Source organism: Pantoea sp. GW821-FHT03E06 (assembly GCF_059420725.1).
Genome location: NZ_JBWKUG010000001.1, coordinates 3,294,408 through 3,319,707 on the forward strand (window position 1 = coordinate 3,294,408; position 25,300 = coordinate 3,319,707).

13 protein-coding genes are annotated in these 25,300 nt (G+C 58.7%); 1 reads left to right on the top strand and 12 read right to left on the bottom strand.

What is annotated here, in order from left to right; genetic code table 11:
- Nucleotides 1-41: 41 nt before the first annotated feature.
- The 12 genes from lplT to AC07WB_RS15440 all read right to left on the bottom strand — a co-directional run bounded on the left by lplT (nucleotide 42) and on the right by AC07WB_RS15440 (nucleotide 24,066).
- Nucleotides 42-1,232 (bottom strand): lysophospholipid transporter LplT, encoded by a 1,191-nt coding sequence (lplT, locus tag AC07WB_RS15385; protein WP_494940776.1) that lies wholly within the window; start codon nucleotides 1,230-1,232, stop codon nucleotides 42-44.
- Nucleotides 1,229-3,379 carry a bifunctional acyl-ACP--phospholipid O-acyltransferase/long-chain-fatty-acid--ACP ligase gene (gene aas, locus AC07WB_RS15390; RefSeq protein ID WP_494940777.1) on the bottom strand — a complete coding sequence of 717 codons (2,151 nt, stop codon included), beginning with the start codon at nucleotides 3,377-3,379 and terminating at the stop codon, nucleotides 1,229-1,231. The genes lplT and aas overlap by 4 nt, the downstream gene beginning before the upstream one ends.
- 244 nt (nucleotides 3,380-3,623) lie before the next feature.
- Nucleotides 3,624-5,027, bottom strand: a complete 1,404-nt coding sequence (locus tag AC07WB_RS15395) for an efflux transporter outer membrane subunit (RefSeq protein WP_097096182.1) — start codon at nucleotides 5,025-5,027, stop codon at nucleotides 3,624-3,626.
- Entirely contained in the window at nucleotides 5,028-8,132 is a 3,105-nt protein-coding gene (locus AC07WB_RS15400; RefSeq protein WP_494940778.1) for an efflux RND transporter permease subunit, read from the bottom strand.
- Entirely contained in the window at nucleotides 8,129-11,302 is a 3,174-nt protein-coding gene (locus AC07WB_RS15405) for a multidrug efflux RND transporter permease subunit (protein WP_494940779.1), read from the bottom strand. Before AC07WB_RS15405 ends, AC07WB_RS15400 begins: the two co-directional genes overlap by 4 nt.
- Complete coding sequence (locus AC07WB_RS15410; RefSeq protein WP_494940780.1) at nucleotides 11,299-12,540, bottom strand: MdtA/MuxA family multidrug efflux RND transporter periplasmic adaptor subunit; 1,242 nt, start codon at nucleotides 12,538-12,540, stop codon at nucleotides 11,299-11,301. The genes AC07WB_RS15405 and AC07WB_RS15410 overlap by 4 nt, the downstream gene beginning before the upstream one ends.
- A gap of 142 nt (nucleotides 12,541-12,682) precedes the next feature.
- Complete coding sequence (locus AC07WB_RS15415) at nucleotides 12,683-14,083, bottom strand: efflux transporter outer membrane subunit (RefSeq protein WP_097096178.1); 1,401 nt, start codon at nucleotides 14,081-14,083, stop codon at nucleotides 12,683-12,685.
- Nucleotides 14,084-14,269: 186 nt separating this feature from the next.
- A complete protein-coding gene (locus AC07WB_RS15420; protein WP_494940781.1) occupies nucleotides 14,270-15,001 on the bottom strand; it encodes a hypothetical protein in 732 nt (243 codons plus the stop codon).
- A 57-nt stretch (nucleotides 15,002-15,058) separates the two neighbouring features.
- Nucleotides 15,059-18,190 (bottom strand): efflux RND transporter permease subunit, encoded by a 3,132-nt coding sequence (locus AC07WB_RS15425; RefSeq protein ID WP_494940782.1) that lies wholly within the window; start codon nucleotides 18,188-18,190, stop codon nucleotides 15,059-15,061.
- A gap of 8 nt (nucleotides 18,191-18,198) precedes the next feature.
- Nucleotides 18,199-19,335: an efflux RND transporter periplasmic adaptor subunit gene (locus tag AC07WB_RS15430; protein WP_345828434.1), complete on the bottom strand. Its 1,137-nt coding sequence runs from the start codon at nucleotides 19,333-19,335 to the stop codon at nucleotides 18,199-18,201.
- A gap of 478 nt (nucleotides 19,336-19,813) precedes the next feature.
- The gene (locus AC07WB_RS15435; RefSeq protein ID WP_097096175.1) at nucleotides 19,814-21,547 is read right to left on the bottom strand and encodes a penicillin-binding transpeptidase domain-containing protein; all 1,734 of its coding nucleotides are present in this window, start codon (nucleotides 21,545-21,547) and stop codon (nucleotides 19,814-19,816) included.
- Nucleotides 21,548-21,792: 245 nt separating this feature from the next.
- The gene (locus AC07WB_RS15440) at nucleotides 21,793-24,066 is read right to left on the bottom strand and encodes a molybdopterin-dependent oxidoreductase (protein WP_345828431.1); all 2,274 of its coding nucleotides are present in this window, start codon (nucleotides 24,064-24,066) and stop codon (nucleotides 21,793-21,795) included.
- Nucleotides 24,067-24,262: 196 nt separating this feature from the next.
- Between AC07WB_RS15440 and galR the strand changes: the two genes are divergently transcribed.
- Nucleotides 24,263-25,264: an HTH-type transcriptional regulator GalR gene (gene galR, locus AC07WB_RS15445; RefSeq protein WP_097096173.1), complete on the top strand. Its 1,002-nt coding sequence runs from the start codon at nucleotides 24,263-24,265 to the stop codon at nucleotides 25,262-25,264.
- Nucleotides 25,265-25,300: the final 36 nt, after the last annotated feature.

A 25,300-nucleotide genomic window follows, 5' to 3' on the forward strand; every position in this document is an offset into this window, starting at 1 on the left:
AGGGTCGCCATTCATGGCGACCCATTCAATTACCGCACGATTTAACGACGGCTTTTCCACCACAAGAGCGCAATCGCCACGGCGAAGATCGCACCGAATCCTACGCCGGTCGCCACTGCTGGCGCACCCAGCTTGATCGCCACCGTGTACAATCCCAGCATCAGCAGCATGGCGGTATTCTCACCAAGGTTCTGCACCGCAATCGCGTTACCCGAACCCACGGTATCCTTGCCGCGCTCCTGCAGTAGCGCATTGAGCGGCACCACGAAGAAACCGCCCAGTGCACCAATCAGCATTAATATCAGATAGGCATTCAGCAAACTCTGTTGCAGCGCGAACACCACCACCATCACCCCAATCAGCACGCCGGCTGGCATGCAGCGGCGCACGGTTTGCAGCGTCACCAGTTTCGCCGCTGCGGCGGCGCCAATCACAATGCCAATCGCCACCATTGCATTCAGCGTGGTAGGGGTTTTATTGTCGCTGATGCCGAGCGCCACCGGCACCCACAGCACCAGCAGGAAACGCAGCGTCACGCCCGCGCCCCAAAACAAGCTGGTGCCGAGCAGCGAGAAACGCGTCTCGCCGTTGCGCCACAGTATTTTAGTCGCCGCCACGAAACTGCGCAGCATCGCGCCAAAGTGCCAGCTCTGGCCCGGACGCGCCGCCGTTAGTCGCGGAATAAAGATATTCGCCACCACCGCCATCGCATACGTCATGGCGCACACCACCAGCGCGGCGACCAGGTTCCAGTCCGCCAGAATACCGCCCGCCACGGAGCCCAGCAGAATCGCCGCTATGGTCGAGCCTTCCATTAAGCCATTGGCTTTAACTAAGCGTTCACCGTGGGTGATTTCCGTCAGGATGCCGTACTTAGCGGGTGAATAGGACGCCGCACCAATTCCCACCAGCGTGTAGCCGAGGAACGGATTGAAGCCAAAGCAGATAACCAGCGCGCCCAGCAGCTTGAGGCTGTTGGCAAACATCATTACCCGGCCTTTGGCGAAGCTATCCGCCATCTGACCTACAAACGGTGCGAGCAGAATGTAAGTCGCCACAAACAGCATTTGCAGGATCGGCTGGCTCCAGTCCGGATAGTACTGATTTTTCAGCACCGCCAGCGTCACGAACAGCAGCGCGTTGTCGCCAAACGCTGAGAAGAACTGCGCCACAATTACCGCCAGCATGCTGCGCGATAGCAGCGGTGCATCCCTATTTAACGGCTGGCTCATACCTGCTCCTCTTCCGCCAGCTGTCTGAGGCTGACATAGTCCGGTTTGCCGCTGCCCAGCATTGGCAGCTGCTTCATCACGCGGATGTCGCGCGGCACCGCCAGCTCCGGCGCACCAATCTCACGCGCGGCTTTCAGCAGCGTGTCGCGGCTCAATACCGTGTCGGTGGTGAACAACACCAACGCTTCACCACGATTGCCGTCCGGACGCAACGATGCGGCATGCTGCTTCTCATGCGAGGCTTTCAGCGCAATCTGCTCAACGATTTCCAGCGATACCATCTCACCGGCAATTTTTGCGAAGCGCTTCGCACGGCCCTGAATCTGACAGAAACCGCCTTCATCAAAGCTGACGATATCGCCGGTGTCGTACCAGCCTGCTTCCATCTCGCCTTCGCCGTTATCGGCCACCGGCACTTCCAACACGCCTGGATTCTCTACGCGCAGATAACCGTTCATCACGTTTGGACCACGCAACTGCAGGCGACCGCCCTGCTCAATGCCCGGCACCGAAATCAAACGCGAATCCATGCCGGGCAGAATACGGCCTACCGTGTGACTTTTTGCCGCCATCGGCACGTTGATCGCCACTACCGGCGCGCATTCCGTCACGCCGTAGCCTTCAAGAATGCGGATGCCGTACTTCTCCATGTAAATCTGGCGCGTCGCTTCCTGCAGTTTCTCTGCGCCGGCTACCACATAGCGCAGCCGCGCAAAATCATACGGGCTGGCGAAGCGCGCGTAGTTGCCAAGGAAGGTCGAGGTGCCAAACAGCACGGTGCAGTTACGGTCATACACCAGCTCCGGCACAATGCGGTAATGCAGCGGGCTCGGATAGAGAAACACCTGCGCGCCGGTCAGCAGCGGCGTAAACAGGCCAACGGTCAGACCGAAAGCATGGAACAGCGGCAGCGCCGACATAAAGCGGTCACGCGGCGTGAAGTCCGCCACGGTACGAATCTGCTCCACGTTCGCCAGCAGGCTTTTGTGTGAATGCACCACACCTTTGGGATTGCCTTCCGAACCCGAGGTAAACAGCACCATCGCCGCATCTTCCGGCTGCTGCTGCACCTGTGCACGGCGCGGCATCAGCAGATGCGCCACAATCCACAGCTTGTCTTTCAGCGTGACGGTATCTTTCAGATCTTCCAGATAGATCCACTGCACGTCGCTGAGGCCCTGCGGCAAGTGCCACAAGTTGCCCTTTTCGAGGAACTGGCGCGAGGTGAAGACGGTTTTCACCTGTGAAGCGGTGAGCGCCGCGCGCATACCTTTTACGCCAGCGGTGTAATTCAGCATGGCCGGAATACGTCCGCGCAGCGACGCGCCAAGAATCGCCGCCGCGGTGACGGTGGCGTTCGGCAGCAGCAGGCCCACGTATTCGCCTTGCTGGCTATAGCGTTCAAGAATGCGACCCACGCCGAGCGATTTCTTCAGCAAGCCGGTATAGCTGTCGGGCTTGAAATTGATGTCTTCAATGCACGGTTTCATCAGCCCATAACGCTGGCGCGCACTGAGGAACGCTTCGAACAGCGTTTCACGCGGACGCACCGCCATGCGCGCCTCCATCATCACATGGTGTAAGTGCTCACCCGCCAGCTGGCGGCGATCGCGCGCGCGTTTCGCTTCAGGCATCGGAATCATCGTCGCCGGTAGCACCGTTAAGGTGATGCGCGGGAACAAGCGACGTTTAAACACGCCCGCCAGCCGACCAAACGGCGTATATTCCGCCCCTTCGATACGCATCGGCACCACGGTCGCGCCGGATTTTGCCGCCACAAAACCCGCACCGCTGTAGATCTTCATCAGCGAGCCGGTCACGGTAATGCGCCCTTCCGGAAAGATCACCACCGGACGGCCTTCGTTAATCATCCGCACCAGATGTTTGACTGACATCGGTCTGGTAGGATCGAGCGGCACGAAGTCGATAATCGGCTTCAGCAGGCGCATGTACCACTGTTCGCTGATCGACGAGTAGACGGCGAACACCGGTTTGATCGGCAGAAACAGCGCCACCAGCACCCCATCAAGAAATGACATGTGGTTAGGGGTGATCAGCACTTTTTCTTTGTGTAGTGCAGTAAGGTCGCCACGCAGTTCCACGCGCCACAGCAGGCGGAACAGGAAACGGAAAAAGGTGAGTAGCATGCCAGCTCCCTAGCAATCGTAAAAAATGGCTCTTACGATGCAGGATCTGGGGATATTCGACAAGTGGCGGGATGATTTAAACACAGTTGCGCTTTGCGAGCAGGTGCGCATAAATGCGTCATCAAAATTTCTGCGCGTCGCTGGACGGTGCGCATAAATGCGTCATCAAAATTTCTGCGCGTTGCGGGACGGTGCGCATAAATGCGCACCCTACGTGTAGGGTCGCCATTTATGGCGACCTGGGTTACTGCGGATCCGCCTGCCAGCCGCCGCCCAGTGCGGCGATCAGCGCCACGCTGCTGACCCACTGCGTGCTCTGCAATGACAGCAAACTCTGCTGCGCACTCAGGCTGCTGTTTTCGGTAGTGGCGACGTCGAGATAATCGATCATGCCCGCCTCATACTGATTGCGCGTCACGCGCGCCGATTCCTGCGCCGCGTCGGTGGCGCGCTGCTGCGAGGCGATTTCGCCTTGCAGGGTATTCAGCTGCACCAGATAATCCTCCACTTCCTGCATCCCTTCCAGCACCGACTGGCGATAGCTGGCGACGCTGGCATCATAAGCCGCACGCGCCTGCTCCACCTTCGACGAGGTGGCACCGAAGTCTAACAGCGTACCGCTCAGCTCCGGCCCCAATGACCAGACGCGATTGGGCAGTGAGAACAAGCTATTAATCGCCGATGAACTCACGCCGCCGCTGGCGCTCAATGTCAGGTCGGGATAGTAACCGGCAATCGCCACGCCCACCGCCGCATTGGCCGCCGCCACGTTACGCTCGGCATAGGCGATATCGGGACGGCGCTGCAACAGCTGCGAGGGCACGCTATTTGGGATCGCAGGTAACGCGGCATCCAGCTTCGCCACCGGCAGGGAGAAATCGGCCGGCGCGCGGCCCAGCAGCAGCGCAATCGCGTGCTCCATCTGGGCGCGCTGCCATTGATAATCCTGCGCCGAGGCGCGCGCGCTCTCCAGCTGCATCTGCGCCTGCGCTAAGGTGGCGCGTGATTCGCTGCCAGCGGCATATTTGTTTTCAATCACCGTCAGATAGCGCTGATACGCCTCAATGCTGCGCTGATACAGCGCAATTTTCTCGTCGATGATGCGCAGCTGGAAATAGTCCTGCGCCAGTTCGGACTGCGCGCTCAGGGTGATATTCGCCAGTTCAGCTTTGCTGGCTTCGGCGCTGGCGTTGTTCTCCTCCAGCGTGCGGCGCAGTTTACCCCACAAATCCAGCTCCCAGCTGGCGCTGAGATCGGCGGCATGGCTGTTGCTGACGCTGCGTTGTCCGCTGGTACTGGCGCGGCTGCCGCTGCGCGTGCTGCTGGCGTCGTAGCCAACGGACGGCAACAGTGCGGCACGTGACTGCGACGTTAGCGCCTGCGCTTCACGGTACTGCGCGGCATAGTTGGCAACATTCTGATTGGAAATGCTGACCTGCTTCAGCAGGCTATCCAGCGTGGCATCGTGATACACCTGCCACCACTCGCCTTTACTCACGGCATCCTGCGGCGTGGCCTGCTGCCAGCCTTTAGCTTCTTTAAAATGGGTCGGCATCGCCATGGTCGGGCGCTGATAATCCGGACCAACCGCGCAACCGGCCAGCAGCAACACCAACAGTACGGGGGTAATTTTCAGGGACATTTTCATCTATCGGGATTCCACATGACGCAACCGCAGCCACTGACGCTGCGTGGCACGGCTTAAACGATCGAGCCAGAGATAAACCACCGGCGTAGTAAACAGCGTCAGCAGCTGGCTGAGCGCCAGACCACCGGCAATCGCCAGCCCGAGCGGGCTGCGCAAGTCGGCATCGCCACCGCTGCCCAGCGCCAGCGGCAGCGCGCCGAAGAAGGCGGCCAGCGTGGTCATCATGATCGGGCGGAAGCGCATCAAACAGGCTTGGATGATCGCCTGCTGCGGCGACATGCCCTGCGTACGCTCGGCGTGAATGGCAAAATCAATCATCATAATGGCGTTCTTTTTCACGATACCGATCAGCAGGATGATGCCGATCAGGGCGATTACCGTCAGCTGCGTATTGGTGAGCAGCAGCAGTAACAGCGCACCGACGCCCGCCGACGGCAGCGTCGAGAGAATAGTAATTGGGTGGATATAGCTCTCATACAGCACGCCGAGCACGATATACACCGCCGCCAGCGCGGCAATAATCAGCCATGGCATGGTGGCAGTGAGCTGTGAAAACGCCGCGGCGGTGCCGGCAAAACCGGCCTGAATGGTGGACGGCAAGCCGAGCTGCGCCATCGCCTGCTTGATCAGTCCCTGCGCCTGCTCCAGCGATACGCCATCATTCAGGTTGAACGCCACGGTGCTGGTGGCCGATTGCCCCTGATGCGCCACCGACAGCGGCGCGTTGCCGCCTTTGAAGCTGGCGAACGCCGCCAGCGGCACGCGATCGCCGCTGTCGTTGATCACATACAGCTGCTGGAGAATCGCCGGATCGCGCGTGTAGCTGTCCTGCAGCGACATCACCACATGATACTGATTGAGCGTGTGGTACAGCGTGGCGACCTGGCGCTGGCTGAAGGCGTTATTCAGCATGGTGTCGAGCATCTGCACGTTAACGCCCAGCCGCATGGCGCGATCGCGATCGATGTTGATCACCACCTCCTGACCGCCGGTTTGCGCATCGGAATCCACGCTGTTGAGCTGCGGGATCGCCGCCAGCGCTGCCTGCACTTTCGGCGTCCACTCGCGCAGCAGATCGAGGTCGTCGGCCTGCAGGCTGTACTGATAGGTGGCGTTGGCGCTGCGCCCGCCGATATGCAAATCCTGCGCCGCCATCAGGAACATCTGCGCCCCGGCGATGTGGCTGGTTTTCATGCTCAGGCGATTCGCCACTTCGGTGGCGGTGGCATCACGCTGATCAAAATCCTTCAGCCGCACAAAGAAGTTGGCGCTGTTGCGCGAACCGAACATGCCGCTGCCCATCGACGACATCACGCTTTCCACCGCCGGATCGGACTGGATGATATTGGTGAACTGCAGCATTTTCGGCTTCATCGCCTGGAAGGAGATGTTCTGATCGGCACGCAGCGCGCCCATCAGCAGGCCGGTATCCTGATTGGGGAAGAAGCCTTTTTGAACCACCGAAAACAGGAACAGATTGAGCAGCACGGTCAGCACCAGGCTAAACATCGTCAGCTTTTGGTGCGCCATCACCCAGCTTAAGCCGCGCGAGTAGGCCGCCAACAAACCATTAAGCTGGTTTTCGATAAACTGATACAGCGGATGCGGCCGCTGAGTGACTTTCGCTTTCGGCTTGAGTAAACGCGAGCACAGCATCGGCGTCAGGCTCAGCGACACAAACATTGAGATCAGCAGCGACACCGTCAGCGTCACGGCAAACTCGCGGAACAGGCGGCCGACAATGCTGCCCATCAGCAGAATCGGGATAAACACCGCAATCAACGACATAGTCATCGATAGCACGGTAAAACTCACTTCCTGCGCGCCACGCAGCGCCGCACGCAGCGGACTCAATCCCTCTTCGATATGGCGGGTGATATTTTCCAGCACCACAATCGCATCATCCACCACAAAGCCGGTGGCGATAATCAGCGCCATCAGCGACAGGTTATCGAGGCTGTAACCGAGCAGATACATTACCGCGCAGGTGCCAACCAGCGACACCGGCAGCGCCAGCGCCGGAATCACCACCGCCTGTACGTTGCGCAGGAAGACAAACACCACGGCGATCACCAGCAGCATCGCTACCAGCAGCGTCTCTTCGGTGTCGTACAGCGACGCGCGCACCGTTGGCGAACGATCCACCACCACTTTCAGCTGGGTATCGGCGGGCAAATCTTTCTCCAGCGCCGGCAGTTGCGCTTTGATGGCATCGATGGTGTCGAGCATGTTGGCGCCGGCCTGGCGCTTAATGCCCACCATCACCGACGGCTTCGAATCCAGAAAACCGGCCTGATATTGATCTTCTACCGAATCGTACACCGTGGCGACATCGTGCAGGCGCACCGCTTTACCGTCCTGATAGCTGACGATCAGATCCTGGTACTGCGCGGCTTTATCCAGCTGGCCGTTGCTGTCCACCACCCAGGATTGGCTGCTGCCCTGCAAAATGCCCTTCGGCTTATTGGTGGTGCCGTTGGCGATGGCGCTGCGCACCGTATCCAGCGAAATGCCGTATTGCGTCAGCTTCAGCGGCTGCAAATCGATACGCACCGCCGGCAAGGCGCTGCCCATCAATGACACTTCGCCCACACCTTGCACCTGCCCCAGCGCCTGCTCGATTTTGCTTTCAGCAAGGTCGTAGAGTTCGCCCGGCGTGCGCGTGGCGGACGTTAGCGCCAGCATCACAATCGGCGCATCCGATGGGTTAGCTTTGCGGTAGGTCGGCAGCGACTCCATCGCGCTTGGCAGCAGGCTGCGCGCGGCGTTGATCGCCGCCTGCACGTCACGCGCCGCGCCGTTGATGTCGCGATCGAGATCAAACTGCAAAATCACGCTGGTCGAACCCTGCGAACTGGTCGAGGTCATCTCGGTGACACCCGCGATCTGCCCGAGCGAACGCTCCAGCGGCGTCGCCACGGTGGCCGCCATGGTTTCCGGGCTGGCACCCGCTAAGCTGGCGCTGACCATGATGGTGGGGAAATCCACCTGCGGCAGCGGTGCCACCGGCAGCAGCCGATAGCCCAGCGCACCAAGCAGCAGGATCGCCAGCGTCAGCAGCAGCGTGGCGACCGGACGGAAGATAAACAGCCGGGTTAAGTTCATCGATCGCCCCGCGCCTGTTGCTGCTTGCGCTGCATATAGCGCTTGCCGCGCTGGGCGATGCCATCAAACCACAGGTAAATCACTGGCGTGGAGAACAGCGTTAGCACCTGGCTGACAATCAGGCCGCCAACAATCACCAACCCGAGCGGCTGGCGCAGTTCGGCACCGGAACCGGACGCCAGCATCAGCGGCAGCGCGCCGAGCAGCGCCGCCATGGTGGTCATCAAAATCGGGCGGAAGCGCAGCAAACAGGCTTGATGAATTGCCTCGCGCGCGCTCATGTGCTGTTTGTTCTCCGCTTCCAGCGCGAAGTCGATCATCATAATCGCGTTCTTTTTGACGATGCCGATCAGCAGGATCACACCAATCAGCGCAATCAGGCTGAACTCGCTGCCGGCCAGCAGCAGCGTCAGCAACGCGCCAACCGCCGCCGACGGCAGCGTCGAGAGGATGGTTACCGGGTGGATAAAGCTCTCATACAAAATGCCGAGCACCACGTACATGGTGATCAGCGCCGCCAGAATCAGCCACAGCGTGTTGCCGGTGGCGCTCTGGAACGCCGAGGTTTCGCCCTGATAGCGCAGGGTGATGCTCGACGGTAGATTGAGCTGCTGCGTCACTTCGGCAATCGCCTTCTGTCCATCCTCCAGCGAGTAACCGCTGTTGAGGTTGAACGACACCATCACCGCCGGGAACTGGTTGAGGCGCATGTGCATCAGCGAGCCGGTGCGCTGATGAATAGTGGCGATGGACGTCAGTTTCACCATGCCGGTCGTTGTACTGGTGTCATCCGACGATGACGACGACGTGCTGCTGTCGTCGCTGGACGAAGTGCTGCTGCTGGTCACCGGCAGATAAACATCATCAAACGAGGCTGGCGATTGCTGGTACTGCGGCGCCACTTCCAGCACCACGCGATACTGATTAGCCTGGGTAAAGATGGTGGAGACCAGCCGCTGGCCGAAGCTGTTATACAGCGCGGTGTCGAGATCAGCGGCGGTGATGCCGTAGCGCGCCGCCTTATCACGGTTCAATTCCACGTAGGCCACGCGGCCCTGATCCTGCAGGTTGCTCACCACGCCGTTGAACTCCGGACGCTGCTGCAACGCGGCGACCATCTTCGGCGTCCAGCTCACCAGATTTTCACTGTCGGCATCATCGAGCGTGAACTGGTACTGGCTCGGCGACACCTGATCGTTAACGGTTAAATCCTGCGCCGGTTGCAGATAGAGCTGAATGCCCGCCACCTGCACCGCCGCCTGTTGCAGCTGTTTAATCACCACGTCAGCTTTGTCATCGCGATCGTCAAACGACTTGAGGTTGATCTGGATGCGCCCGCTGTTCAGGCTGGTATTGCTGCCGTCGATGCCAATGGTCGAGGACAAACTCTCCACCGACGGGTTTTGCAAAATCACTTGCGCCAGCGCCTGCTGACGTTTCGACATCTCGCTAAACGACACATCCTGCGACGCCACGGTAACGCCCTGAATCAGGCCGGTATCCTGGGTCGGGAAGAAGCCTTTCGGGATGGCGATATACAGCAGCGCGGTGAGCGCAAAGGTCGCCAGCGCCACCAGCAGCGTCAGCTTCTGATGATTCAACACCACCGTCAGCAACCGGTCATAGCCGCGCACCAGCTTGTCGAACACCTCGCCGCCTTTGCGTGAAAAGCGTGACTGTTTCTCCGGCGGAATATGCTGCAGCAGATAGGCGCACAGCATCGGCGTGAGCGTCAGCGATACCACCATCGATACCAGAATGGATACCGCCAGCGTGATGGCGAATTCGCGGAACAGCCGCCCGACCACATCGCCCATAAACAGCAGCGGAATCAGCACCGCAATCAGCGAGAAGGTCAGCGAGATGATGGTGAAGCCAATCTGCTGCGATCCTTTCAGCGCCGCCTGCATCGGCGTTTCGCCCTCCTCCAGCCGCCGCGAAATGTTCTCCACCACCACGATGGCATCGTCGATAACGAAGCCGGTGGCGATGGTCAGCGCCATCAACGACAGGTTATTCAGGCTGAAGTCGGCCAGATACATCACGCCGAAGGTGCCAATCAGCGACAGCGGCACCGCCACGCTCGGAATCAAGGTCGCCGCCACGTTACGCAAGAACAGGAACGTCACCATCACCACCAGCGCCACCGACAGCATCAGCTCAAACTGCACGTCGCTGATGGAGGCGCGAATGGTTTGCGTGCGATCCGACAGAATGCTCATCTTCACGCCGTCCGGCAGCGCCGCCTGCAGCTTCGGCAGCTGCGCTTTGATGCTGTCCACCACCTGAATCACGTTAGCGCCAGGCTGACGCTGCACGCTAACTACAATCGCCGGGCTGTTATTCGCCCACGCCGACTGGAAGCTGTTCTCAGGGCCCTGTTCGATATGCGCGATATCTTTCAGCCGCAGCGCCGCACCGTTCTGATAAGTGATAATCAGATTGCCGTACTCATCGGCGGTGCGCAGCTGGTCGTTAGCGTCGATGGTCACCGAGTGATATTTACCGTCAAAGCCACCTTTCGAGCCGTTAACGTTGCTGTTGCTGATGAGCGTATTGACGTCTTCCAGCGACAGCTTGTGCGCCGCGAGCGCTTTCGGATCCATCTGCACGCGGATCGCTGGCTGATGGCCGCCTGCCAGCGTCACCATGCCGACACCGTTAATCTGCGACAGCTTGAGCGCCACGCGGGTATTGACCAGATCCTGCACCTGCGTCAGCGGCAGCGTGTCGGCACTCACCGCCAGCGTGATCACTGCCGTATCGGCCGGGTTAACCTTTTTATACGTCGGCGGATTCGGCAGATCGCTCGGCAGCAGATTATTGGCGGCGTTGATCGCCGCCTGCACTTCCTGCTCGGCGACATCCAGCGACAGATCGAGGCTGAATTTCAGCGTGACGATTGACGATCCGCTCGAGCTGGTCGAGGTCATCTGGCTTAATCCCGCCATCTGCCCCAGCTGGCGCTCCAGCGGCGAGGTGACGGATGACGCCATGACATCCGGGCTGGCGCCGGGATAGAGCGTGGTGACCTGAATGGTCGGGTAATCCACCTGCGGCAGCGCCGAAGTCGAGAGAAAGCGATAGGAGAAGATGCCGGCGATCAGCACGCCGACCATCAGCAGAATGGTGGCGACCGGACGCTGGATGAACAGGCGAGACGGATTCATTGGCTCGCCGCGCCCGCGCTGGTTTTGCTCTCATCGGCCAGCTGCACTTTGCTGCCGTTGGTTAGACGATCAATGCCTTCGGTCACCAGACGATCGCCCGGTTCCACCCCTTTCAGGATCGCCTGCCGATCGTCACCAAAGCTCGGCCCGGTGGTGACGGCTTTGCGCGTCACGGTGTTGTCTTTATTGATGACAAACACGAAGCTGCCGTCACTGCTCAGTTGCAACGCCTGCGCCGGGATCACCGTGGCATTTTTCAGAATGTTGATTTGCAACCGCAGATTAACAAACTGATTGGCAAACAGCGTTTCATCTTCATTCGGGAAGGTGGCTTTCAGCGCAATGGTGCCGGTCGCGGTATCGATCTGGTTGCTGATGAACTGCACCTCGCCCTGCGCCAGCGGTGTGGTGTTGTCCTGATCGAAGGCGGTGGCGGGCAGGCTTTGTCCACCGTGCAGCGCCTTGGTCAACTGCGGGATGTTGCTCTGCGGCACGCTAAACGTCACGGCGGCGGGTTGCATCTGCGTCACCACCACAATGCCGGTGGTGTCGGTGGTTTGCACCATGTTGCCGGGATCGACCAGGCGTAAACCGACGCGTCCGCTAATCGGCGAAGTGATGCGCGCGTAGTCGATATCCAGCTTCGCGCTGGCGATCTGCGCTTCATCGGCGGCCACCGCGCCTTTGTATTGCCCGACGGTGGCGGTTTGCGTGTCGAGATCCTGACGCGACAGCGAATCCTGCGCCGCCAGTTTCTGATAGCGCGTTAAGGTTAACTGGGCGCTTTTTAGCAACGCCTGATTTTGATTGAGATCGCCCTGATATTGCGCCAGCGTCGCCTGATAGCTGCGCGGATCGATCTGTGCCAGCAGCTGACCGGCGCTGACTTTCTGCCCTTCGGTAAAGAACACTTTTTCCAGCTGACCGGCCACGCGGCTGGTGACCGTGACGCTGGCGTTAGGGATCACTGTGCCAAGCGCGTTGAGATACTGCGGCACATCCGCCGTGCTGGCTACGCCGCTGTGCACCAGCGTCGCACCGCCCGTCATCGCCATACCAGGCCTAACGCCCGCGCCACCGCGATGTCCGCCGCGTGCGCCCTTCTCCGCGCCTGGCGGCATGCCGCCGTGTCCGCCCACCACGCGCCAGACCACGCCAGCCACGATCAATAGCACAAGCAAAAGAAGCAGCCATTTCAGCCAGCGGAAAGAGGAGGAGCGGGAAGCGTTGTTAGTCATCGGAGTCTTCAGGTTAACAAGGAAATGGAAAATCCCCTGCAAAACAGGGGATTATTTCAATGGGAAATCATCACTTGCCGCATTATCGGCTGAATGCCCGCGCGAATTCCATACGCGAACCGTAAGGGTTTCGTTAAGATTGTCAGGATTGCCAGCCGCCGCCCAGCGCCTTGTACAGGGTGATTTTCTGGCTGAGCTGGCCCAGATGCGCGCTAATCAATGACTGCTGCGAACTGTAAAGCGATCGCTGGGCCACTAACACATTGAGATAATTGTCGACGCCCTGCTTAAAGCGCAATTCTGAATAGTCGTAGTCGCGTTGGTTGGCGCCCACTTCCTGCTGCAGCGCCGTCAGCTGATCCTGCCAGGTATCCTGGCCGGCCAGCGCATCATTCACCTCTTTAAACGCAGTTTGGATCGTCTTCTCATAGTCAGCAATTTCAATACGTTTCTCGATATGCGCGATATTGAGATTAGCCTCGTTTTTACCACCGTCAAAAATCGGCAGGTTAATCGATGGCATAAACGACCACGCGCCGGTGCCGCCGCCCAGTAAACTGCCGAGTGAACTGCTGGTCGAGCCGCCGGATGCCGTCAGCGTGATGCTGGGGAAGAAGGCGGCACGCGCCGCGCCGATATTGGCGTTGGCCGCTTTCAGTGAGTGCTCGGCAGCCATGATATCCGGACGACGCGTCAGCAGATCCGACGGTAAACCAGCGGGTGTGGCCGGGAACTGCCAGTGGGCATCAAGCGTGGCGTGCGACAGCAGCGTGGCGGGCAGATCGGTGCCAACCAGCAGGCGCAGCGCATCAACGTCCTGCCGCACCTGACGGGTATAGCTCGCCACATCCGCCTGCGCCGCACGTACAGTACTTTCGGCCTGCGCCAGATCCATCGCGCTGCTGGCGCCGCCGTCATAGCTGAGTTTGGTGATGCGATACGATTCCTGCTGGCTGTTGGCCGTGCTTTGCGCCAGATGCAGCAGATCGTTATCTGAACTCAACGTCAGCCATGCCGTCGCCACTTCCGAGATCAGCGAAATGCGCGTGGCGCGCTCGGTAGCCGCGCTCGACAAATAGGTTTCCTGCGCCTGATCGCTCAGGCTCTGCAGGCGGCCAAAGAAATCCAGCTCCCATGAGGTGACGCTCAAGCCGCTGTTGAGTTCGTGATAGGTCACCGCGCCGGTGCTTTTGGTGTTATAGAGATTGGCCGGCTCATGCGCTGAGGTCTGGCTGGCAGTGGCGTTGATCGACGGCATCAGCGCCGCACGCTGCACCGTGACGCCCTGCTGCGCCTCTTCAACATTCAATGCCGCCACGCGCAGGTCGCGGTTGTTGTCGAGCGACAGCTGAATCAGGTTGCGCAGCGTGGCGTCGGTGAAAAAGTTCTGCCACGGCAGATCGGCAACGTTGCCGACCGGCGTTGGCTGGTCGTATTTGGCGTCTACCGGCATTGCCGGACGCTGATAGTGCGGCGCCAGCGAGCAACCGGCCAGCACCAGTGCCAGCGGCAATAGCGCCAGACGAAAATTTTTACTGTTCATTGTCAATATTCTCAATAGGTTATGCCGTGCAGTTTGCCAGGTGCGCATTAATGCGCACCCTACTAATACGAGCAGGCTTCCGTAGCGGCGCGATTCATCGCGCGCCTTGATGCCTGCATCTTGCCCATCCCGGCAATGCGCAATAAATTGCGCCGCTACAAGTTCTTGCGCGCTTGATATATGCCGCTACTCTTTGCGCCGTGCAGTTTGCCAGGTGCGCATTAATGCGCGCCCTACTAATACGAGCAGGCTTCCGTAGCGGCGCGATTCATCGCGCGCCTTGATGCCCGCATCTTGCCCATCCCGGCAATGCGCAATAAATTGCGCCGCTACAAGTTCTTGCGCGCTTGATTTATGCCGCGACTCTTTGCGCCGTGCAGTTTGCCAGGTGCGCATTAATGCGCACCCTACTAATACGAGCAGGCTTCCGTAGCGGCGCGATTCATCGCGCACCTTGATGCCCGCATCTTGCCCATCCCGGCAATGCGCAATAAATTGCGCCGCTACAAGTTCTTGCGCGCTTGATTTATGCCGCGACTCTTTGCGCCGTGCAGTTTGCCAGGTGCGCATTAATGCGCACCCTACTAATACGAGCATGCTTCTGTAGCGGCGCGATTCATCGCGCGCCTTGATGCCCGCATCTTGCCCATCCCGGCAATGCGCAATAAATTGCGCCGCTACAAGTTCTTGCGCGCTTGATTTATGCCGCGACTCTTTGCGCCGTGCAGTTTGCCAGGTGCGCATTAATGCGCACCCTACTAATACGAGCACACTTCCGTAGCGGCGCGATTCATCGCGCGCCTTGATGCCTGCATCTTGCCCATCCCGGCAATGCGCAATAAATTGCGCCGCTACAAGTTCTTGCGCGCTTGATTTATGCCGCGACTCTTTGCGCCGTGCAGTTTGCCAGGTGCGCATTAATGCGCACCCTACGTAACACACCTCACACGTAGGGTCGCCATTCATGGCGACCGCTTAACGCTCGTGCACGACCTCTGTGGATGTTTTTTTCTTGCGCGCAAACAGCTGTGAAACCACCACGTAAAACATCGGCACAAAGAAGATGGCAAGGAAGGTGGCGGTAATCATGCCGCCCGCCACCGCGGTACCAATCGAGTGCTGGCTGCCCGCGCCTGCGCCGTTAGAAATGGTGAGCGGCAGCACGCCGAGGATAAACGCCATGGACGTCATGATGATGGGTCGGATACGCAGCCGCGCCGCTTCCACCGCCGCGTCCACCAGCGTTTTGCCCTCGCGTTCATGCAGCTCTTTGGCAAACTCGACGATCAGAATGGCGTTTTTCGCCGCCAGCCCCACCGTGGTCAGCAAGCCCACCTGGAAAAACACATCGTTTTGCAGGCCGCGCAGCAGCACCGCGCTGATGGTGCCGAGGATGCCGAGCGGCACCACCATGATCACCGAGAACGGAATCGACCAGCTCTCGTACAGCGCTGCCAGGCACAGGAACACCACCACAATCGAGATCAGATAGAGCTGGGTGGTTTGGTTGCCAGACGCCTGCTCCTCATACGAGATGCCGTACCACTGCACGCGAAAACCGTGCGGCAGCTGCTTCGCCAGCTGTTCCACCGCCTTCATTGCTTCACCAGTGCTTTGGCCCGGCGCTGGCGATCCGAGGATCTCCTCGGCGGTTAAGCCGTTAAAGCGTTCAAAGTGCGGCGAACCGTACACCCATTTACCGGAAGCAAAGGCGGAGAATGGCACCATGGTGCCGCTGCTGTTGCGGAAGTACCATTTGTCGAGATCTGACGGCGTGACGCGGGAATCCGCTTTGCCCATCAGATACACCTCTTTGACGCGGCCGTTATACATGAACTGATCGATGTAGCTGGATCCCCACGCCACCGACAAGGTGTTGTTGATATCGGTCATGCTCAGGCCGAGCGCGCTCGCCCTCTCATCATTGATCTCCAGCTGATACTGCGGCTCATCTTCCAGGCCGTTGAGGCGCACCTGCGCCAGATGCGGATCGTTGTTCGCCAGCGTAATCAGCTGATGTGCGGCATCCATCATCTGCTGATGGGTGTGCGCGCCGGTATCCTGCAGATAAAGGTCAAAACCGGTGGCATTCCCCAGCTCCATCACCGCAGGCGGCACCATGGCAAAGATTTTAGCGTTCTGGTAGTTGGCAAAGTGCGCCATCACGCGGTTCGCTAAATCCTGCACGCTTTGCCCGCGGTGGGTACGATCGCCCCAATCTTTCAGGCGTACGAAGGCCATGGCGTTGCTTTGACCGCGACCGGCAAAGTTAAAGCCCGCCACGCCAAAGGTGGTGGTCACCACCGAGGCTTCGTTCTTCTCCAGATAATCATTGAGATCGTTAATCACCTGCTGAGTACGCTGTGAAGACGCATTCACTGGCAGCGTCATCTGCACCATCATCAGGCCCTGATCTTCTCCCGGCAGGAAGGTGGTCGGCACGCGGGTGAAGAGAAAGCCCGTCACGCCGACGATGACCAGATAGATCACCAGGAACAGGCCGCGACGGGAAATCACTTTGCTGACGCCATGGGTGTAGTGCATCGCGCCGCTATCGAACTTGCGGTTGAACCAGCCGGCGAAGCCGGTGGTTTTGTGCTCTGCTGCCGCCGGTTTCAGCAAGGTGGCGCACAGCGCCGGGGTGAAGATCAGCGCCATGATCACCGATAGCGCCATCGCCGACACGATGGTGATGGAGAACTGACGATAGATGACGCCGGTCGATCCGGAGAAGAACGCCATCGGCAGCAGCACCGCCGACAGCACTAGCGCGATACCAAACAGCGCGCCCTGAATCTGCTGCATCGATTTGATGGTGGCGGCTTTCGGGTCGAGCTGCTCTTCGTGCATCACGCGCTCGACGTTCTCCACCACCACAATCGCATCATCCACCAAGAGCCCGATGGCCAGCACCATGCCGAACATGGTTAGGGTGTTAATGCTGTAGCCAAACGCCGACAGAATGCCGAAGGTACCGAGCAGCACTACCGGCACCACCAGCGTGGTGATCAGCGTCGCACGCAGGTTTTGCAGGAAGATCAGCATCACAAAGAACACCAGCACCACCGCTTCGATCAGCGTTTTCACCACCTCCTCAATTGAGGCGCTCACCACCGGCGAGGTGTCGTAGGGATACTGAATTTCGACGTTGTCCGGCAGCGAATCGTTTAAATCGGCGATGGTTTGGCGCACCGCTTTGGCGGTATCCAGTTCATTGGCACCGGTCGCCAGACGCAGTGCGATACCGGCGGCGGGCTTGCCGTTCATAGTCGCATCAATGCCGTAGCTCTGTGGGCCCAGCGCCACGCTCGCCACGTCTTTCAGCCGCACCTGCGAACCGTCGCTGTTCACTTTCAGCAGCACATTCTCAAACTGCTGCACGGTAGTGAAACGGGTTTTGCCAAGAATCGTCGCCTGCGTTTTTGCCCCCTGAATGGTCGGCAAGCCGCCGAGAGAACCGGATGAAACCTGCACGTTCTGGTTATCGATGGCGGTAGTAACGTCGCTTGGCATCAGGTTGTATTTGTACAGCTTTGCCGGATCGAGCCAGATGCGCATCGCGTATTCCGAACCCAGCACCATAAAGTCGCCGACGCCCGGCGTACGCGAGATCGGATCTTCTAGCTTCGATACCAGCATGTCGGCCAGATCGCCGTTGGTCAGCTTGCCGTCTTTAGAGATCAAGCCGATGACCATCATGAAGTTTTTCTGGTACTTACGGATGCGAATTCCTTGCTGCGTGACATCAGTTGGCAGCTGCGACTCGGCGAGCGACACGCGGTCTTGCACCTGTACCTGGGCGATATCCGGATTGATGCCCTGATTAAAGGTGGCAATGATCTGTGCGCTGCCGTCTGAGGCGCTGCTCGACTCCAGATAACGCAGGCCATCCAGACCATTGAGCTGCTGCTCAATCACCTGCACTACGGTGTTTTGCGTGGTTTCGGCGCTGGCACCCGGATACGTGACGGAGATCGACACTGCCGGCGGTGAGATATTGGGGTATTGATTAACCGGCAGACTGATGGCGGCAATCGCGCCGACCAGCATCACGATAATCGCGATAACCCAGGCGAAGATGGGACGTTCAATAAAAAACTTCGACATGCCGCCCCCTATTGCGCTGCTGCATCGGTCATGGAAAGGCTGACCGCGTTGGCGGATGGCGTGTCATCGGTATTGGCCGCCGTAGTGGTGACTTTCTCTCCGCTGCGCACGCTTTGCAGGTTGTTCACCACCACGTTTTCCCCTTGCTGTAAGCCCGACGTCACCAGCCATTCTCCTTTGATCATCTCGCCGGTATGGATGCTGCGCTGCTCAATAGTGCTGTCATTTTTGACCACGAAGACATACGGCTGGCCTTTGGTGTCATGCATGATTGCCTCTTGCGGCAGCAAAATCCCCTGCTGCTGAATGCCCTGCGGGAAACTGGCATGCACGTACATGCCCGGCAGCAGGTCGTTATGCGGATTGGGGAATACCGCTCGCAGCACCACGGTGCCGGTAGTGGTATCAACGTTTACCTCCGAAAATGCCAGCTTGCCCTGTTCGGCATATTGGCTGTTATCCTCCAGCGATAACCCCACTGCCGCGGTGTTATCGGCCACTTTGGCAATTTTACCGTCGGCTAATGCGCGACGCAGACGCAGCAGATCGGTTGCCGATTCACTGACATCCACATAGATCGGATCGAGCTGGGTTATGGTGGCGAGATAATCGGTTTGGCCATTGGTCACCAGTGCACCGGCGGTGTACAGCGAACGGCTGATGTGGCCGGAAATTGGCGCTTTCACCAGCGTGTAATCGAGATTGACCTTGGCGGTTTCAACATCGGCCTGCGCTTCGCGCGCGGCAGCAACTGCATCATCGTATGTCTGCTGGCTGATAGCGTGCGCATTGGCCAGCGGCTGATAGCGTTTCACCACCATGGCATCGTTCTGCCAGGTTGCCATGGCTTTATCGTAGGCCGCTTTATAGGTGGCGGGATCAATCTGATACAGCGGCTGGCCGGCTTTCACTTCACCGCCTTCGGTAAACAGGATTTTTTCAATCACGCCGCTTACCTGCGGACGTACCTGCGCCGTTCGCACCGCCGTGGTACGGCCAGGCAATTGGGTAACAAGCGTAACGGGTTCGGCTTTCAGGTTTACCACGCCAACTTGCGGCGTGGCGGATGCGGCGGGTTTAGCTCCGCCCTGGTCACAGGCTGCCAGTAAAAACACCACGCTGGCAGAAAGAAGTTTCAGGCGCATAGTTGTTCTCTAAAAGATAGGAGGGGAATAGTCACGAAGGTAATGACGCTAAAAAGCCATTGTAGGGAGGCGGGTTAAGCGAGGTTGTTAAGGTTGCGTAAAATATATTTTCCAAAGGAAAATGGTAAACCTTTCGTGCCATAAATCGTTGGGATTTTTAGCGTTTTGTGGGTTTAACCGTAGGGTCGCCATTCATGGCGACTTGGTTATTGGCCGCACCGTGCGGTCAGTTAAATGTCGTCATGAATGACGGCCCTACGCGTTTTGGTAAATTGCAGGCAAAAAAAACCCACGCATCTGCGTGGGTCGGTGTAATAACAGGGATGCTGCAAAGCAGCGTTGTTTCACACCCATCAATACCTCTGGGATGACCATATTGGCACCGAACCGCCGGTGAAAGACAGGTGCAAAAAGCAACGGTGTTCGGCGAAGTGAAACGAGGTGTGAATTTTCTCCACACCTTAATTACATTTTGATTTCACTGAGATTTATCTGAAGGCGGCTTACTGTAGATGGCATCCGGTGCCACATTCATGTGCTTCAGCACCGGGCCCATGATATTGCCGAAGATCGGGGCGGCAACCGATCCACCAAAGTGATCGCCCGCGGTGGGATGGTTGATCATCACCACCAGCGCCACTTCCGGATGGCTGGCCGGCGCGATGCCGGCGGTATAGTTGATGTAGCCGCCATCGTACTTACCGCTGGAGCCCATCTTCTCCGCCGTACCGGTTTTGGTCGCCAGACGATATCCCGGCACCGCCGCTCTCACGCCGGTGCCGCCCGGCAGCACATCACTCTCTAGCATGTGCACCACGGTTTGGACCACCTGCGGATTGGCCACCTGCTTGCCCAGCACCGGCGGTGTCACCTTGGTGATCGACAGCGGGCGATAAATACCATACGAACCGAGCGTGGCGTATTCACGGGCAATTTGCAGCGGCGTCACGCGCAGGCCGTAGCCAAAAGCGAAGGTAGCGCGTTCGATGTCGGCCCAGCGTTCACGATGCAGCGGGAAGTAGCCGACGCTTTCGCCGGTCAGGCCCAGTCCGGTGGGTTTACCCAATCCAAACGCCTGATAGGTGTTGACCAGCGCTTCGGCGGGCATCGCCAGCGCAATGTGCGACACGCCGATATCACTCGATTTTTGCAAAATGCCGGTCATGGTAAGTCGCGGCCAGTGGCCAACGTCGCGGATCAGGTGGCCATTTACGCTGTAGGGCGTGGTATCAATCACCGAATCGGCGCGCACCAAATGGCGCTCCAGCCCTTCCATCACCACCAGCGGTTTCACCGTTGAGCCCGGTTCGTAGCTGTCGTTGATCGCCGAGTTACGCATCTGTGCCGGCGTGGCGTTCTCATAATTGTTCGGGTTGAAAGACGGATAAGAGGCCATCGCCAGAATTTCGCCGGTATCAATTTTTACCAGCACCGCCGCGCCTGAATCCGCTTTGTTGAGCAGCACGCCGTCGCGCAGTTTGCTGTAAAGCGTGAACTGGTCGAATTTGTCGATGCTGAGCTGCACCGTTGGCGGCTGCTGCGGCGGCTGGTAATCGATCATCGCAATGATGTTGCCTTCACCATCCTGACGATAAACCTCTTTGCCCGGATCGCCCTGCAACACATGATCGAAGCCTTTTTCGATGCCGTTCAGGCCATTGCTGTCGGCGCCGACGATACCAATCAGCGGCGCGGCCGCTTCACTCATCGGATAGAAACGGCTGTCGTTATACACCGAGCTGATGCCTTTCAGTTTCAGCTCGGCGATGTCTTTAGCGATGCCGAGTTCGATCTTGCGTCCCAGATAAAGGAAGCGCTTTTTCGGGTTAGCGGTGATTTGCGCGCGCAGATCTTCCGGACGCAGATTGAGCGCCGCCGCCAGATAGGCCCATTTGGCGCTGGTGAAATCAGGATTGGCCTCCAGCACGCGCATCGGATCGGCGATGATATCGCGCGCTGGCACACTCAGCGCCAGCGCCTGACCGTCGCGATCCAGCAAGGTGCCACGGTTGGTGGGCAGCGTGACGGTGCGCAGCGAGCGCTGATCGGCCTCGTGTTCCAGCATCGGATGTTTAATCAGTTGTAGGTCGCCGACACAGATCAGTAATAGCACCAGACAGCAGAAAACGCCGAGGCAAATCAGGCGAAAACGAAACGGGTTAAAGGGGGCTTTGATCTGGTCTTTTCCCAGAAATTTTTTAATAGGAGGCATGGTAATCCACTGAGGCGAAAATCAGGCTTAATGCCAGCAGTTATAAAGAAACGTAAAGCGAGTTGACAGGAAAACTATGTTTCAAAAAAAAACCTGCGCATCTGCGCAGGTCGGTGTAATCAAGAAAACTTTTTGATGTTCACCCATCAATACCTCTGGGACCCTGACTGTAGCAAGGCGGCATGATGAGAAACCATCGCCTAAACGCAACAGTTACCCGCAAAATGTAACCAGCGGTGAGATTGTTAACCGTTTGTGCAAATCCGATGTTTTTTGATTTCTACCAGGCAACTCATGGCGTTTGGCCCCTGCGTCAGCGACGAGGTGCCGATATCCAGCGTCAACACATTGGGGTTGCCGGCACGATCCCACGGCTGCCACGCGCGACCAAATCCGGGATCGAACCACGCGCCGGTGGCGATGATCACCACACCCGGCGTTAAACCATCGGTAAGGCGTACGCCAGCCAGCATGCGGCCCCGCGCGTTGCTCACCTCAATCTCATCGCCATCCGCAATCGCGCGCGCGGCGGCATCCTGCGGATGCATATACAAGGTTTCATGTCCGGCGGTTTTATTGGCTTGTACGCTGGCGGTCGCATCCATCTGGCTGTGCAAACGATCCGACGGTTGAATGGAGATCATATGCAGCGGGAACTGCGCGCTGAGCGGCGCGCCCAGCCACTCTTGCGGCTCGCGCCATTCCGGATGGCCGGCGAAATCTTCCAGCTGATAGTCCGCGATGGTTTGGCTAAACAGTTCGATCTTGCCGCTGGCGGTTTGAATCGGGTGACTTTGCGGATCAACACGAAAATCATCCATAAATACGTAAGGTTTGCCGCCTTCCGGAATCTCGACATACCCGCGCTGCCAAAACTCACCAAACTCTGGGAAATGAATATCTCTGCGCGCATGCGCGGTGGCGCACTGCTGATACAGATGTTCAATCCACTGCATCTCGCTACGGCCCTCGGTGAAAACATCGCGATAGCCGAGGCGATCGGCAATATCGGCGAAGATATCGAAATCGTTACGCGCCTGATGCTGCGGCTTGATCGCCTGATGCATCGCCAGCACGAAGCGATCGCGCGATGAGCCGCCAATGTCGTTGCGCTCGAGCGTCGTGGTGGCGGGCAACACGATATCCGCCATCTGGGCCGCCGGCGTCCAGACAATATCCTGCACAATCACGGTGTCCGGACGCTGCCAGCCCTCCACCAGACGATTGAGCTGCTGATGATGATGGAACGGATTGCCGCCCGCCCAGTGCACCAAATGGATATCCGGATAGTGCTGGGTTTCCCCCTGAAAATGATAGGGCTGGCCCGGATTGAGCAGCATGTCGCTGATGCGCGCCACCGGAATCGACAGATTGCCCGGATTCGGCCCGGTGCTCATCATCGGTGCCGGGCCATCCTGACGCGGATTGCCGACGCTATTCATCGAACCGTGACCAAACGAGAAGCCGCCCCCCGGCAAACCTGGCTGGCCGAGCATTGATGACAGCGCAATCATCATCCAGTACGGCTGCTCGCCGCGATGCGCGCGCTGCACCGAATAGGAGCAGGTAATAAAGCTACGTTTGCCAATGAGCTGCTGCGCCAGCAGGGCAATGCGCGCCGCCGGAATGCCGGTGATCGCACTCGCCCACGCCGGCGTTTTAGCAATGCCATCGCTCTCGCCCAGCAAATAGCCGCGCAGCTGCGGCCAGCCGGTGCAGTGGCTGGCGAGGAAGCGTTCATCAATGCCGTTGCGGCGCGTTATTTCATATCCGAGCGCCAGCATCAGCGCGACATCGGTGTTGGGGCGAATCGGAATCCACTCGGCATTGACGAACGCCGGGCAATCATCGCGCATCGGGCTGATGTTAACGATCGGCGTGCCTTTGGCGCTGAGCTGTTCCAGCGCCGGTTTCAGGCTGTGCTGCCCGGCGCCGCCGGATGCCACCTGGGCGTTTTTCAGCGCCAGACCACCAAAGGCGATAAAGATGTCGGCGTGTTCCACCACTTGCGGCCAGTCAGTCACGCGGCCGGTCAGCGGCATATAGGTGCCAATCACATACGGCAGGAAGAACTGCGCTGCGCCCCAGCTGTAGTTACCTTGCTGATCCACCCCGCCGCCGCCCTGAAAATAGAAGCGGCGAATCAGCGTGCGCGCGTGGTTGACGCGTCCCGCCGATGACCAGCCGTAAGAGCCGTTGAAAATGCCCGATGCGCCGTAGCGATCGCGCACGCGGCGATTCTCTTCCGCCACCAAATCCAGCGCGGTATCCCAATCCACCGCCACAAAATCTTCACGGCCACGTAAGGTACGATCGCTGTTCTCGCGTGACTTAAGCCAGGAACGGCGCACCATCGGCTGGCGGATACGCTTATCCGAATAGACCAGTTCAGGGATGGTGTTAAGCATCGGCGACGGATCGGCATCAGCAAAAAATGGTTCGCAGCCAATCAGGCGATCGTTTTCAGTGACGGCGGTGAAGGCGCCCCAGTGCGCCAGATGCGGCACGCGAGTTTTCATGGTTTTGGGTCCGGCAGGCAGGTGTGATTATGGTTGGCAGCATACCATGAGGCGAACAATGAGCTAAAGTGCGGTCGTGAGCGCCTGATTTTCCGTGCTTTTGCGACAGCGCTGACATTCTGGCGGGTTGCTACAGGGGGTGTTTTCCGTAACACTGATGGCATGTGTAAACGTTTTCCCGGATGTCGATAATCGCATGGCTACCATTAAGGATGTTGCCCGCATGGCGGGGGTTTCGGTCGCAACCGTCTCTCGCGTCATCAATAATTCGCCCAAAGCCAGCGAGAGCTCTCGCCTCGCCGTGACGCAGGCAATGGAGCAGTTGCAGTATCACCCGAACGCCAATGCGCGCGCCCTCGCGCAACAATCCACTGAAACCCTGGGTTTGGTGGTGGGCGATGTGTCCGATCCGTTTTTTGGCGCGATGGTCAAAGCGGTGGATGAAGTCGCAGGGCAGACCGGCAACTTTTTGCTGATTGGTAACGGTTACCACAATGAGCAAAAAGAGCGTCAGGCGATTGAGCAGCTCATGCGTCATCGCTGCGCCGCGCTGGTGGTGCACGCGAAGAAAATCCCCGACGACGATTTAGAGATGCTGATGAAGCAGGTGCCGGGCATGGTGCTGCTGAATCGCTTGCTAAAAGGCTTTGAGAATCGCTGCATCGCGCTGGATGACCGCTACGGCGCGTGGCTGGCAACCCGTCATCTGATTCAGCAGGGCCACACGCAAATCGCCTTTATCTGTTCCACCCACACCATTTCCGATGCCGAAGATCGCCTGCAGGGCTATTACGATGCGCTGAAAGAGCACGGGTTGCCGTGTAACGATCGATTAGTGGCGTGGGGCGAACCGGACGAAGTGGGCGGCGAACAGGCGATGACGGAGTTGATGGGGCGCGGCAAGCAATTCACGGCGGTGGCCTGCTATAACGATTCGATGGCGGCCGGTGCGCTGGCGGTGCTGAGCGATAACGGCATCCGCGTGCCGGAAGAGATGTCGCTGATTGGCTTCGATGATGTGCTGGTGTCGCGCTATGTGCGTCCGCGATTGACCACGGTGCGCTATCCGATAGTGACCATGGCGCAACAGGCGGCGCAGCTGGCGCTGGCGTTAGCCAATGGCAGCGAGATGCCGGAAGTCACTAATATGTTTAGCCCAACGCTGGTGAGACGGCATTCGGTGAGTGGACCGGGTTGATTGGGGTTGGGTGCGGGGTTTCCCTCACCCTAGCCC

Excerpts from the sequence above, each read along its gene's own strand:
- AC07WB_RS15405 (WP_494940779.1), bottom strand. The coding sequence starts at position 11,302 with ATGAATCCGTCTCGCCTGTTCATCCAGCGTCCGGTCGCCACCATTCTG.
- galR (WP_097096173.1), top strand. The coding sequence starts at position 24,263 with ATGGCTACCATTAAGGATGTTGCCCGCATGGCGGGGGTTTCGGTCGCA.
- AC07WB_RS15420 (WP_494940781.1), bottom strand. The coding sequence starts at position 15,001 with ATGCGCACCTGGCAAACTGCACGGCGCAAAGAGTCGCGGCATAAATCA.
- lplT (WP_494940776.1), bottom strand. The coding sequence starts at position 1,232 with ATGAGCCAGCCGTTAAATAGGGATGCACCGCTGCTATCGCGCAGCATG.
- aas (WP_494940777.1), bottom strand. The coding sequence starts at position 3,379 with ATGCTACTCACCTTTTTCCGTTTCCTGTTCCGCCTGCTGTGGCGCGTG.
- AC07WB_RS15395 (WP_097096182.1), bottom strand. The coding sequence starts at position 5,027 with ATGAAAATGTCCCTGAAAATTACCCCCGTACTGTTGGTGTTGCTGCTG.
- AC07WB_RS15435 (WP_097096175.1), bottom strand. The coding sequence starts at position 21,547 with ATGCCTCCTATTAAAAAATTTCTGGGAAAAGACCAGATCAAAGCCCCC.
- AC07WB_RS15410 (WP_494940780.1), bottom strand. The coding sequence starts at position 12,540 with ATGACTAACAACGCTTCCCGCTCCTCCTCTTTCCGCTGGCTGAAATGG.
- AC07WB_RS15425 (WP_494940782.1), bottom strand. The coding sequence starts at position 18,190 with ATGTCGAAGTTTTTTATTGAACGTCCCATCTTCGCCTGGGTTATCGCG.
- AC07WB_RS15430 (WP_345828434.1), bottom strand. The coding sequence starts at position 19,335 with ATGCGCCTGAAACTTCTTTCTGCCAGCGTGGTGTTTTTACTGGCAGCC.
- AC07WB_RS15440 (WP_345828431.1), bottom strand. The coding sequence starts at position 24,066 with ATGAAAACTCGCGTGCCGCATCTGGCGCACTGGGGCGCCTTCACCGCC.
- AC07WB_RS15400 (WP_494940778.1), bottom strand. The coding sequence starts at position 8,132 with ATGAACTTAACCCGGCTGTTTATCTTCCGTCCGGTCGCCACGCTGCTG.
- AC07WB_RS15415 (WP_097096178.1), bottom strand. The coding sequence starts at position 14,083 with ATGAACAGTAAAAATTTTCGTCTGGCGCTATTGCCGCTGGCACTGGTG.